This window comes from Pseudoalteromonas sp. TB25, assembly GCF_000497995.1.
Classification (GTDB): domain Bacteria; phylum Pseudomonadota; class Gammaproteobacteria; order Enterobacterales; family Alteromonadaceae; genus Pseudoalteromonas; species Pseudoalteromonas distincta.
Map to the genome: position 1 here is coordinate 21,187 of NZ_AUTI01000405.1, position 12,894 is coordinate 34,080.

Genomic DNA, 12,894 nt, shown 5'->3' on the forward strand with positions numbered 1-12,894 from the left:
AATAACAAACGCCTATTTTATGGAATTAGCTTTAACCATACGGAGTAAACATCTATTTTGAACTGGCAATCTTTAGTCGATAACAGGCAACGTTTTTTTTGGCTTTTGCAAATCGCGGGCTGGATTGGTTACGCGTTAGTAAATTATATCGGCTCTAAAGTATTTGAAATGCGTGATATATATGTATTTGTTATTTTATTGAATGCTTACGCTGGTTGTTTGATGACAGTGCCGCTTAGGTATATTTACCGTAAAATTTGGAATGCCTCGCCCTGGGTGTTAATGATTGTAGTATTTGGTGCCTCTTATATAACGGGCACTCTATGGGCTGTCGTTCAAAAATTCAATCTATGGGAAATATACCGCCATGGTTATAGACCAGAGGAGTGGTTTTATTACCTGCAGCAAGGTTTAGATTCGGTTTATATTATTTTATGTTGGAGTGGTTTGTACTTTGGCGTTAAATATTATCAGTTATTACAAAGTGAGCGACAAAAAGCGTTAAAGGCCACAACGATGGCACACGAAGCGCAACTAAAAATGCTCAGGTATCAGCTCAACCCCCATTTTTTATTCAATACACTTAACGCTATTTCTACTTTAATTTTGGTTAAAGAAAACAAAGATGCTAACTTAATGGTAGCAAGGTTAAGTGACTTTTTACGTTACACACTTAATACCGATCCAATTAAAAAAGTACCGCTTGAGCAAGAGCTACATGCTCTCATGCTTTATTTAGAAATAGAGCGCGTCCGTTTTGATGAGCGATTGAAAGTAAATGTAGATATTAGCGAGCAAGCAAAAGAGGCTTTAGTACCGAGCTTAATTTTGCAACCAATTATAGAAAACGCGATTAAATATGCCATTGCCCATCTGACAGAAGGTGGTGTAATTGATATTAAAGCACAAGTATTTGCGAATGAATTATTACTAGAAGTGGGTGACAACGGCCCAGGCACTGAAATACTTGATGGCCAATTAGTTAACGCTCAAGGTGTAGGTGTTGCTAACACCAAAGATAGATTAAAAACGTTGTATGAAAATAATTATTCGTTTGTATTATCACATAATACGCCAAGTGGATTAAAAGTTAATCTGCGAGTACCTTTTGAGAAGGCTGTGAAAAATGACTAAAATAAAAACACTCATTGTTGATGATGAACCGTTAGCGCGAAAAGGTTTAGCGGTAAGACTTGAAGAATATTCTGATATTGAAGTAATTAAATTGTGTAGTTCAGGCGCTGATGCAATTGAAATGTGCCAAAGCGAGAAAATCGATTTGGTTTTTTTAGATATTCAGATGCCAGGTATGAATGGCTTTGAGGTGGCAAGAGCGCTTAGCGAAAGTACAAAAGTACTACCTGCTATTGTATTTGTAACTGCTTTTGATCAGTTTGCTGTAAAAGCATTTGAAATTCATGCTCTCGATTACATTTTAAAACCCGTTGATGATAACAGATTAAAACAGGCGGTAGAAAAAGTGCATACTTATTTAAAAACGCAGCAAGACAACGCCCATAAGAAAAAACTAGCGAGTTTTGTAGCCGGTATTACTGGTAATAATTGCGAAGAAATATTAAAAAAATTAGCCACTGGCGATACCTTAACAGATAGACGTTACCCAGAATCGCTTGCAGTAAAAGAGCAGGGTGAAATTATACGGGTACCTGTAGCGACTATCCAATGGGTTGATGCTGCAGGTGACTATATGTGTTTACATTGTGAAGATGGACAAACGCATATACTTCGTAAAACAATGAAAGAGCTTGAGCAAGAGCTAGACCCTCAGTTATTTGTGCGTGTACACCGCAGTGCGATAGTAAACACAAAACAAATTAGTAAGCTGGTTACACAAGTAAGTGGCGAGTATTTATTAGTACTTGAAAACGGACAAGAATTAAAAGTGAGCCGTAGCTATCGAGATAAGGTTAAAGCGGCATTAGCAAGTTAAAGCCAACGCTTTTATTACAGGTACAAAAAATGCGAGCTAAGCTCGCATTTTTTATATTTAGTAATTATACCAATCCGCAACAATACTTAGTTATTTTGCGGGGCTAACGTGTCGCTACCTGTGTTAAAAAATTCTCATTTACGACTGCATGGATGCAGAAGGTAGAGCAATTCAGGAGCAATTGCCGAGAACAACTAAATAGAGATTTTTTGAATAGCTATCAACACGTTTTTCTATCCTAAAAATAGATCACTTAATTAAGCGAATTGGTATTAATTATGCAACAGTTACAATTTTCATTGTGTTAGTTGCGCCCACAGTTTCCATTGAGTCACCGTGAGTAATAATTACTGTATCGCCAGACTGTAAAGAACCTTGAGAAACTAAAGTATCAAGTGCCGCTTTTACCATACCGTCTTTTTCAGTTTTTGTAGAATCAAAAAATACTGGGTAAACACCACGATAAAGTGCTGTTTGACCTAATGTACTCGCATGGCGTGAAAGCGAGTAGATTGGTAAGCCTGAGCTGATACGTGACATTAATTTAGCCGTGCTACCAGATTCAGTAAGCGTGATGATAGCTTTAACAGAATCTAAGTGATTAGCTGCATACATAGCAGAAAGTGCGATAGATTCTGCATTGTTAGAAAAACGACTATCCAAACGATGTTTAGAAACATGCGTTTCTTTTTGAGATTCAGCTCCTAAACAAACACGTGCCATAGTTGCAACAGTTTCTTCAGGGTAATCACCAGCAGCTGTTTCAGCTGAAAGCATTACAGCATCTGTTCCATCAAGAACAGCATTTGCAACATCCATAACTTCTGCACGTGTAGGCATAGGGTTATCGATCATCGATTCCATCATTTGCGTTGCTGTAACTACAGTACGGTTTAATGAACGAGCACGACGAATAATTAGTTTTTGCTTGCCCATAAGAGCTGCATCACCAATTTCAACACCTAAATCTCCACGGGCAACCATTACAGCGTCAGACGCTAGAATGATGTCATCAACAGCTTCTTGTGTTTCAACGGCTTCAGCACGTTCAATTTTTGCAAGTAGTTGTGCTTTTGAACCAGCAGCTTCAGCAAGTGAGCGTACGTAGCGCATATCGTCGCCACTACGTGGGAATGATACGGCAATGTAATCTACGTCAATTTCAGCGGCAGTTATTAAATCTTCTTTATCTTTTTCAGTAAATGCTGGAGCAGTTAAGCCACCACCTAAACGGTTAATACCTTTATTGTTAGATAAAACACCGCCAACAGTTACAGTACAATGTACTAAGTGCCCAGCTACTTCATCAACAGTTAGTTGAATAAGGCCGTCATTTAGGAGTAGTAAGTCGTTAGGGCTAACGTCGTTAGGTAATTCTTTATAATCAATACCTACAGAGTTAACATCGCCTTCGCCTTTTTCCATTTTTGCATCAAGAGTGAACTTTGCACCCACAGAAAGCGTTACTTTACCTTCTTTAAAAGTAGAAACGCGGATTTTAGGGCCTTGAAGGTCAGCAAGAATAGCAATATGCTTGCCTAATTTTTTTGCAATATCGCGTACAGCTTGCGCACGGTCTTTATGATCTTGGGCAACACCATGTGAGAAGTTTAAACGTACTACATTAGCCCCAGCGATAATAATTTTTTCTAAGTTGTTATCTCTATCGGTAGCAGGTCCAAGGGTAGCGACTATTTTCGTGCGTCTTAGCATCAATTTCTCCTGTTTGCTTGGTGAAAGCATGTTGACGTTATTTTGTTGAATTAAAATATCTATATTAGATTAAAATATTTTAATTATGTGCAAACTTCAAAGGTTTGCCACTATTTTATACAAAACTATTGTGTCATCATTATGACACCGGTGTCAGAATGCGTCAATGATCTTAATTTCAATTAGCGTTGCTTTTAGTCACCCCGAGAGCATTGATGTTTGATATAATTACGTAGCTTATTTATCTGTAATAAAAAAGCATGTTGTATGGGCTCATAGTTAGTATTTTATGACTGTATGAGTATAATGCACGCGGTATTATTTAATTTATACACTGAATTTTCTAACCAAATAGTTGTTACCGAGGAGGACACTAGATGCAAGTTGCATTAGTAGGGTTAGGCGTTATGGGAAAAAATCTTGCCCTAAACTTGATTGAAAAAGGGATAACGCTAGTCGCTTATGATAAAAACCCACATGCGGGTGAAGAGTTACTAAGTTGTGCCAAATCACAAGGCATGGCTGATAGGCTTCACATTGTCTCTGATTTAAGTGACATGGTAAGGCGTTTAGAGGCACCTCGTTCTATTTTATTACTTGTTCCAGCTGGTGAGTTAGTTGATACAGTTTGTAATGAACTTGTAGAGGCCGGCGTTAATTGTAACGATATGATAGTCGATTGCGGCAATAGTAATTATAAAGACGGTATAACGCGTAAACTCAAATACCAAAATAAATTTGAATTTGCCACTATGGGAATTTCTGGCGGTGCAGAAGGCGCTCGCCATGGTCCTGCAATGATGGCAAGTGGTTCTGAAGGTGGTTGGGAACGTATTGAGCCATGGTTTGAAAAAGTAGCTGCTAGCTATAATGGCGATTCATGTTTTGCACGTGTTGGCCAATCAGCAAGTGGTCATTTTGTAAAAATGGTTCACAACGGTATTGAATACGCACTGATGCAACTTATTGCAGAAGTGTACCAATTACTTCGTTTAGGTACTAATCGTTCTCCAAAAGAAGTAGCTGAGATATTTAATGACTGGTCAGAAGGTCAATTAAATAGTTACTTACTGTCTATTTCTAGCCATATATTGTCACTTGAAAATCATAATAATGTACCGCTTGCGGACTTAATTGATAATAAAGTTGGCGCTAAAGGCACTGGTCTTTGGACTGCGCAAAATGCACTCGAACTTGGTATTGCTGTCCCTTCACTTGTTGCTGCTGTTCAAGCTCGTCATTTAACTAATGCATGCAACACAACGGCTGCACAAGAGATGACATATGCATCTAAATCAACGAACAATGTTGAAATTGATTTAGAAGAGCTAAAAGACGCGTTCTTACTTGCAAGCTTACTTGCGTATCGTCAAGGTCTAGCGCTAATTAAAGGTGCATCACGTACTCATCAGTGGAAAGTAGATTTATCTAAAACGCTTCAAACGTGGCGCGCTGGTTGTATAATTCGTGCTGACTACCTTGATAGCGTTGCACAAGGTGTTGAATTTATTGACACTCTTGAAAAAGAGTCTAACTCTTTGCGAAAAATTACCGGTCAAGCAATAATGACTGGTTTAGCATTCCCTGTATTGGGAGCTACACAAACGTATTTAGCAACATTAACTACACCGAGTAATGGGCATTTAGTTCAAGCCCAGCGTGATTACTTTGGTGAGCACGGCATAAAAACCCACAGTGGTGAAATGTGTCATTTAACTGATTTAGTAGATATAGACGCTAAAGTTAGATAAAAAACAGTTGTTTAAAACGATAAAGGCACGCTATTTAGCGTGCCTTTTGTATTTTTACAGGCTAAAAATTAACGGCTCAACTCACCACGTAAGTTATCTTGCATTAAATGACGAATCGTTTCGACTTCAAGCTTTTGGCTAAATAAATAATGTAACTTAGTTAAACATGCTTCAAGGGTCATATCATACCCACTTATTACACCAATATTTAATAGCGCATTACCTGTTGCATAGCCACCCATGTTTACATGACCTTTTAAACACTGAGTTAAGTTAACAATTACGACGCCACGTTTACTTGCTTCTTCGAGTATTGACAAAAAGCTCGGATCTTGTGGTGCATTACCTACACCAAAACTCAGTAGCACCAGTGATTTAATATTGCCATTGACCAAGCTTTTAACTACCTCTTGGCTAATGCCAGGATACAAATAAAGCACCCCGATAGGTTGAGGTGTAATAGGTGTAACTTGCAGCTCATTTTCAACATATGGGCTAAGCTGCCCCTTAATAAGTTGAATATTAATACCCGATAACGCTAAGGGGTCTAGATTCGGCGAGGCAAAAGCATTAAACCCATCCGCGTGTGCTTTAGTTGCTCTATTACCTCTAAACAGTTGGTTATTAAAAAAGAGACTTACTTCAGCAATAGGATAATTTGCAGCTAAATACATGGCATTAAGTAAGTTTACTTGGCCATCAGAACGTAATTGTGAGAGCGGAATTTGTGAGCCGGTTACAATCACTGGTTTAGTCAAATTTTCGAACATAAATGACAGCGCTGAGGCTGTATACGCCATAGTATCAGTGCCATGGAGCACCACAAAACCATCATAATCTTGGTATTTATCTTTGATATCATTAGCAATGAGTTGCCAATGCTCTGGAGACATGTCTGAAGAATCTATAAGAGGGCAGTATTCGTGAATATCAAACAAAGGCATTTCATCACGATTAAATTCTGCGTTATTCACTACGGTTTCTGTTAAAAAACCTTCAGCTGGAATATAGCCTCGACTCGATTTTTTCATACCTATAGTACCGCCAGTATAAGCGATATAAATGCGTTTACGTTTCATAAAAAAAGCCCAGTAAAAAAACTGGGCCTAGTATAACGTTAAGCAGCTTTAAATACAGCTGATTAGGTGAAGCTATGCACTTTTATTGTGCAACGTTACACACTAAACAGCGTGCGTATACACCTTGTGGATCGTTGTAATCTTTAAGGTTTTCAACTTCAGTACTTAATTGGTTAATAACACTTTGTAAATTAGCTTGTGTTGCTAACACAGATGTTTTTTGTGTTTGCAAACCAAGCATAGATTTAATAGACGCATTACCAAAAATGTTTTGGATCATTTTTTCTTGCGAGCTTAAATCTTGTTTAATAGTTTTAACTTCATAATGATTAAGCTTGGCAAGTGCAGCAGCGGCTTCAATCGCACCTTGTTTGTCGCCTAGCTTATCAACCAAACCTAGTTCAAGTGCTTGAGATGCAATCCATACACGGCCTTGGGCAATTTTGTCAACCTGCTCAGGCGTCATATTACGCGCATCAGCAACAACATTTAAAAAGCGTCCATATGCTTCCTCAACGTTCATTTGAATTACTTGACCCATTTTTTCATTTAGTGGACGAGTGATAGAAAAGCCAGCCATTTCGGTTGTTGCAACGCCATCTGAATAAACACCAATTTTCGATAAGGTTTTCTCAAATGTCATAAAGGTACCAAATACACCAATTGAGCCTGTAATTGTACTTGGTGCTGCCCAAATTTCGTTTGCAGCAGAGGCAATCCAATAACCACCTGATGCAGCCACAGAACTCATTGAAGCAATAACAGGTTTACCAGCAGCCTTAAGGGCTAATACTTCAGCACGAATAACTTCAGAGGCAAACATACTACCGCCACCAGAGTCGATACGTAGTACAACCGCTTTAACTTTATCATCAAGGCGTGCTTTACGAAGTAGGGCAGCTGTAGAGTCACCCCCAATTTCGCCCGCTTTACGCTCACCATCAACAATCGTACCTTTAGCAACAACTACCGCTACTTTTTCGGTAATAGGGTTATCAATTTCAATAGGCGGTTTAATTAAGCTTAAGTATTCACGAAATGAAACTTGCTTAAATGTCTTACCATCTTCTTGTGTGCCCACTAAATCAATTAATTGTTTGCGAACTTGCTGATTTGTTTTTAAAGAGTCAACCCACTGGTGATCAAGTGCATATTTACCTGCATCGCCATCGGCAGCTTTCATTTTTTCTAGATATACGTCCATTGTTTCGTCAAAATTTGACTCATCAAACGGGCGAACAGCGGCAACATCTTGTTTGTATTCGCTCCAAAGAGCGCCTAACCAAACGCGGTTAGCTTCTTTAGCTGCATCGGACATGTCGTTACGAATAAAAGGTTCTACTGCTGACTTAAATGTACCAACACGGAAAATATGCTGCGTTACTTCAAGCTTTTCAAGTGCATCTTTAAAGTAAAGCGGGTACATGCCATAACCTTCAATACCTACGCTGCCGTATGGGTGCATAGCTATTTCGTCAGCATGCGATGCAATATAGTATTGTGCTTGAGTATAGTAATAACCCGATGCAATTACTTTTTTGCCAGCTTGCTTGAAGGCATCAATAGCCTTTGTAATTTGCTTAAGTTTATTTAAATGTGCTTTAGGCATCTCTTGTAAATCAAGCAATATCACCGAGATACGATCGTCTTTAGTCGCTTCGTTTATTACTTCAACAATATCGTCGAGTAATATTTCGCTTGGTGCTTCAGAACCAGTAGTTGCATCACTAATTGCGGCTTCAACTGGGTCTATATATGTTTTCTCTTCAACAATAGGGCCATTTAAGTTAAGCCTGAGTACAGAGCCATTTTCAACTATTATTTGATCATCGTCACTTGAGAGTGACACAAAGAAAACAATTACCAGTAATAAAAACAAAATGTTTAGTATTAAGCGACGAGAAAAATTAATTCCAGCCCAAATACCTTTAAATACCTTTGCTATCAAAATAGCTCCTTAATTTGGTACAGTTAATACATTAGTTCCATCTTAGCCTAGAATAAAAATAAATTTAACTGCTAAATCGTAACGAAGTGTTTATGAACCTATATAAACGTAAGTTTTTACTGCTATTTTTAATTAAATGCATGCACATATTGCTTATTACTTGCCATTAAAGCAGAATTAGCTAATGTATACAGGTTAGACCAGTTAACGGGGCACAAGATGTTAGAACAACAATTACAACTAAAACACACACAATTACGTAACCGCTTGGTTATGGGCTCAATGCATACAGGCCTTGAAGAGGGCTGGCATAACCGCAAACGCTTACGTGCATTTTATGAAGCACGTGCAAAAGGTGGCACCGCGATGTTAATTACAGGCGGATACAGCCCTAATTTACGTGGCAAGCTAACACCTATTTCTTCCTCATTTAATAGTTATTACGATGTGTTTAAGCATCGCGCTTACACAGATGCTGTGCATAAACACGGTGGAAAAATTTGTTTGCAATTATTACATGCTGGACGTTATGCATACCATCCTTTCAATCAAGCACCAAGTGCAATAAAAGCACCTATTAATCCTTATAAACCTAAAGCGATGTCGCTTGGCTCGATTAAAAAAACAATTAAAGACTTTGCGCATTCTGCCTATATGGCTGAAAAAGCCGGCTACGATGGCGTAGAAGTCATGGGTTCTGAAGGGTATTTGATTAATGAGTTTATGGCGCCGCATACCAATAAACGCGATGATGAGTTTGGTGGCAGCTTAGAAAATAGAATGCGACTTGCACTTGAAATAGTTAAAGCTGTAAGAGCAAAAGTATCTGAAAAATTCTTAATTATTTTTAGATTGTCGGTCATTGATTTAATTCCAAACGGCTCAACGCCAGAGGAAGTTGTCATTCAAGCTTCCGAGCTTGAAAAAGCGGGCGTTGATATTTTTAACACAGGCATTGGTTGGCACGAAGCGCGTGTACCGACTATTGCGAGTATGGTACCTCCGGGTGCATTTAAAGAAGCATCAAAACGTTTAAAAGACGTGGTGAGCGTGCCAGTTATTGCTGTTAACCGAATTAATACTCCAGAAATTGCTAACGATATTTTAAATGCAGGCGAGGCTGATTTAATTTCGATGGCACGTCCATTATTAGCTGATCCTGAGTTTTTTAATAAGTACGTAAACAATCAATCTAAACAAATCAATATTTGTATTGGCTGTAACCAGGGTTGTCTAGATCACGTATTTAAAAATAAACGTGCTACGTGTTTAGTTAATCCACAAGCTGCATTTGAGCTAGATTACCCGCTAGAGCAAGCAGCTAAAGCTAAAAATGTATTAGTTGTCGGTGCAGGTCCTGCTGGTTTATCAGCAAGTTGTTACTTGGCTCAAAAAGGGCATAACGTCACGTTAATTGATCAAAAATCGCAAATGGGCGGTCAATTTAATTTAGCCATGCAAATACCGGGTAAAGAAGACTTTAACCATACACTTACTTACTTCACTAATGAGCTCGAGCGATTAAAAGTAACTGTGGAGCTTAGTAAAGCTTACGACGATTCAATGCTTAAAGATTATGATGATATTGTTTTTGCAACAGGCGTTAGGCCGCGTGAAGCCTCTATTAAATGTAGTGATGATAAGCGTGTCTTTGCTTATGACGAAGTCATACGCGGCGAAGTAGAACTGGGCAAATCAATCGCTATTTTAGGTGCTGGCGGTATTGGTTTTGATATGGTTGCTTTTTTAAGTGAACATAAATCACAATCTATTAGCGAGTTTAAAACGCAATGGGGGATTGAGTGTGATGCACAACCTCATAAAGACGAGCGCCAATTGTATATGTTAAAACGCAGTTCGGGTCGTTTTGGTAGTGAGCTTGGTAAAACCACTGGTTGGATACATCGCCAAGTTGTTAAACAGCATGGTGTTAAACAAATTGCTGACTGCCAATATCAAAGTTTTGATAAGAATGGGTTAACAATTAATGTTGCTGGAGAAGTTCAAGTACTGCCGGTAGATACTGTTATTGCGTGTATTGGTCAGGTTTCTAATAGCGAAGTGCTAGAAGGTTACACAGATAACGCAAAAGTGCATGTGATAGGCGGAGCTAAATTGGCTGCTGCAATTGATGCTAAACGCGCTATTTTTGAAGCTCTACAAGTGGCGAGAAGTATTTAACCTTTGTAAATAAATTGAAATAGTTTATCAATCTATACGGTCTTTTTTGTTTATAGTCTATAACTTAATAAACATTGAACACACAGGATACGCATGAATAAACTAATCAGTTTTTATAACATAATATTGGGTAAACTATCGTTTTTAGATGGTTTACCTGCTTTACTATTTCGCTTAATTTTAGCTCCCGTTATGATCATCGCAGGTTATAACAAACTTGCTATAAGTACTGAAACAGAAGGCTTTCTAAATAACTTTTTAGCATCGCCTGATGTCGTTCAATGGTTTGGTAATAGTGAATGGGGTTTAGGCTTACCGTTTCCTGATTTACTAGCCTTCTTAGCTGGATGGAGTGAATTTTTAGGTGGTTGGTTGTTATTATTTGGCCTTTTAACTCGCTTAGTCAGTATCCCGCTTATGTTCACAATGGTTGTAGCGGCTACTTCAGTACATTGGCATAACGGGTGGTTTGCAATAGCGCCGACTAATCCAGAAACAAGTGCTGCGCAAGTACTTGATTGGTTATCTATCCCAGGTGCAAAAGAAAGCCTCGAAAACTCATTAGAAGTACAAGACAGGATAGGAAAAATTCGAGACTTAGTTGAAGAGCACGGCTTTCCTGATTACCTATACGAAAAAGGTAAACCATCTATTTTAAATAATGGCATAGAATTTTCGGCAATTTATTTTGCTATGCTCTTAAGTTTATTTTTTATGGGCGGTGGGCGTTTTGTTAGTTTTGATTACTGGTTAAAGCGAAACGTTATAAAAAAATAGCGCATTAAATGTATTTTATTAACGGCTGCATAGTTGACCCTTTGCGGCCGTTTTGCATTTTAATTTCTCAGTATTTATTATTTAAGGTTTTAAATGTTACTCTATCGTTTTGAATTTTGAGGAATCGTTATGAACGCTATCGAGCTTTTACTTACTCGCCAATCAGACTCTAAACTAACAGAGCCGGGCCCTACGCCTGAGCAGCTCGACATAATTAAGCAAGCAGCATTACGTGTTCCTGATCATGGCTGTATAGCACCGTGGCAGTTCATCATTGCTCAAGGTGATGCACGCAATAAACTGGGTGAAATTTACCATCAAAGTGCAGTGGCAGAGCAACAGACAGAAAAAGTAATTAACCGTGCTAAAGAGCTTCCCCTTCGTGCGCCTATGATTGTAATAGCAATTACTAAATATCAAGAACACCCAAAAGTTCCTCGTATCGAGCAGGTACAAAGTGCAGGCTGCAGTGTATTAGCAATGCAACAAGCTGCATTTGCTCAAGGTTTAGGTGGTGTTTGGCGCACAGGTTACTTTGCACAAAGTAGAGCAGTCAAAAAAGCGCTTAACTTACATGAGCAAGATGAAATTGTAGGGTACTTATACATAGGTACTCCTCAAGTTGAGTGTAAAAAGTCACCTCGCCATAAACCAGAACATTATTTTAGTAATTTGTGAAATAGTATGAACTTTATGCAATTTGCATAGTCATAATTCATTAAGGTTACTAAGAGTAATATAAAAGAGTTAGTGGTTTGGCTGTGAGAAGCGCTTGGAAGCACAAAAGTTAATAATTCTTCTTCAGTTTGTTTTTTAATCGGTTGTTTTTTGATACATTATGGAAAGTCTTAATAAAAATAACGATAAAGAAGACGAAAACAATGGGAAATTTATTTTTACAGGAAAAAGAAAACTGGCTTGCGTGGTCAATTTGGGGAATTGTTGGTGCTTTTGTAACCTTGTATGTTGCAATGAGTACAAATGCAGCGCATTTTATAGCAGGCTCTGCAATAGGTATGCTAATACTGTTAACTTTGTGGATGCAACAGTCTAAACGTTTTGACTTTGGACGGGCATTTAAAGTGTGTTGTTATGTTTTAGCGCTAAGTGTACTCCCCGCTTTTATGTTTGTAATAGTGCCAAGTGACGATTTAAATCGATTTGACTTAATTTTTCAAAGTGTAACATTCGCGGCATTGAGTTTATTGGCTTGTTTAATTTGTTCTTGGATTGCTCGCAGGCCTAAACAATATTACTGAGTATTGAATTAATATGCGTGTTGAAGTAATTAGCTTAACAAAAGAGCAATGTGACTTGTTTTTAATCGTTTAATTATTATTTACGATTAATTTATATTTAGCTCTTTACAAGTAACACGTTTAACCATATTATTCGCGCCGTACGGAGAGATGGCAGAGTGGTCGAATGCACCGGTCTTGAAAACCGGCATGGGTTTATAGCCCATCTAGGGTTCAAATCCCTATCTCTCCACCA

General features: G+C 38.3%; 10 protein-coding genes and 1 tRNA gene. 8 read left to right on the forward strand and 3 right to left on the reverse strand.

All coding sequences use genetic code 11. From position 1 onward, the window contains the following. The first annotated feature begins 57 nt into the window (after positions 1-57). Entirely contained in the window at positions 58-1,134 is a 1,077-nt protein-coding gene (locus L652_RS0118205; protein WP_024596641.1) for a histidine kinase, read from the forward strand. Next, the gene (locus L652_RS0118210; protein WP_024596642.1) at positions 1,127-1,951 is read left to right on the forward strand and encodes a LytTR family DNA-binding domain-containing protein; all 825 of its coding nucleotides are present in this window, start codon (positions 1,127-1,129) and stop codon (positions 1,949-1,951) included. The genes L652_RS0118205 and L652_RS0118210 overlap by 8 nt, the downstream gene beginning before the upstream one ends. Positions 1,952-2,227: 276 nt before the next feature. Here L652_RS0118210 and pyk read toward each other — a convergent pair whose 3' ends face one another. Continuing rightward, positions 2,228-3,664: a pyruvate kinase gene (pyk, locus tag L652_RS0118215; RefSeq protein ID WP_024596643.1), complete on the reverse strand. Its 1,437-nt coding sequence runs from the start codon at positions 3,662-3,664 to the stop codon at positions 2,228-2,230. A 377-nt stretch (positions 3,665-4,041) separates the two neighbouring features. On the opposite strand from pyk, the gene gndA reads away from it, so the two are divergent. Further along, complete coding sequence (gene gndA, locus L652_RS0118220) at positions 4,042-5,415, forward strand: NADP-dependent phosphogluconate dehydrogenase (RefSeq protein ID WP_024596644.1); 1,374 nt, start codon at positions 4,042-4,044, stop codon at positions 5,413-5,415. A 68-nt stretch (positions 5,416-5,483) separates the two neighbouring features. Here the strand turns inward: gndA and ansA are convergent, their stop codons facing one another. Then, positions 5,484-6,494, reverse strand: a complete 1,011-nt coding sequence (gene ansA, locus L652_RS0118225; RefSeq protein ID WP_002962901.1) for an asparaginase — start codon at positions 6,492-6,494, stop codon at positions 5,484-5,486. 82 nt (positions 6,495-6,576) lie between these two features. Then, on the reverse strand, positions 6,577-8,442 hold the full coding sequence (sppA, locus tag L652_RS0118230) for a signal peptide peptidase SppA (protein ID WP_024603591.1): 1,866 nt from the start codon (positions 8,440-8,442) through the stop codon (positions 6,577-6,579). A gap of 219 nt (positions 8,443-8,661) precedes the next feature. Here sppA and L652_RS0118235 point away from each other — a divergent pair, with 219 nt between their 5' ends. The 5 genes from L652_RS0118235 to L652_RS0118255 all read left to right on the forward strand — a co-directional run bounded on the left by L652_RS0118235 (position 8,662) and on the right by L652_RS0118255 (position 12,894). Then, the gene (locus L652_RS0118235; protein WP_024596646.1) at positions 8,662-10,623 is read left to right on the forward strand and encodes an NADPH-dependent 2,4-dienoyl-CoA reductase; all 1,962 of its coding nucleotides are present in this window, start codon (positions 8,662-8,664) and stop codon (positions 10,621-10,623) included. 93 nt (positions 10,624-10,716) lie between these two features. Continuing rightward, positions 10,717-11,400, forward strand: a complete 684-nt coding sequence (locus L652_RS0118240) for a DoxX family protein (RefSeq protein WP_024596647.1) — start codon at positions 10,717-10,719, stop codon at positions 11,398-11,400. A 129-nt stretch (positions 11,401-11,529) separates the two neighbouring features. Next, the gene (locus L652_RS0118245; RefSeq protein WP_024596648.1) at positions 11,530-12,078 is read left to right on the forward strand and encodes an NAD(P)H nitroreductase; all 549 of its coding nucleotides are present in this window, start codon (positions 11,530-11,532) and stop codon (positions 12,076-12,078) included. Positions 12,079-12,281: 203 nt separating this feature from the next. Then, positions 12,282-12,659 (forward strand): hypothetical protein, encoded by a 378-nt coding sequence (locus L652_RS0118250; RefSeq protein WP_024596649.1) that lies wholly within the window; start codon positions 12,282-12,284, stop codon positions 12,657-12,659. Between the two features lie 144 nt (positions 12,660-12,803). Beyond that, positions 12,804-12,894 (forward strand) — tRNA-Ser (locus L652_RS0118255).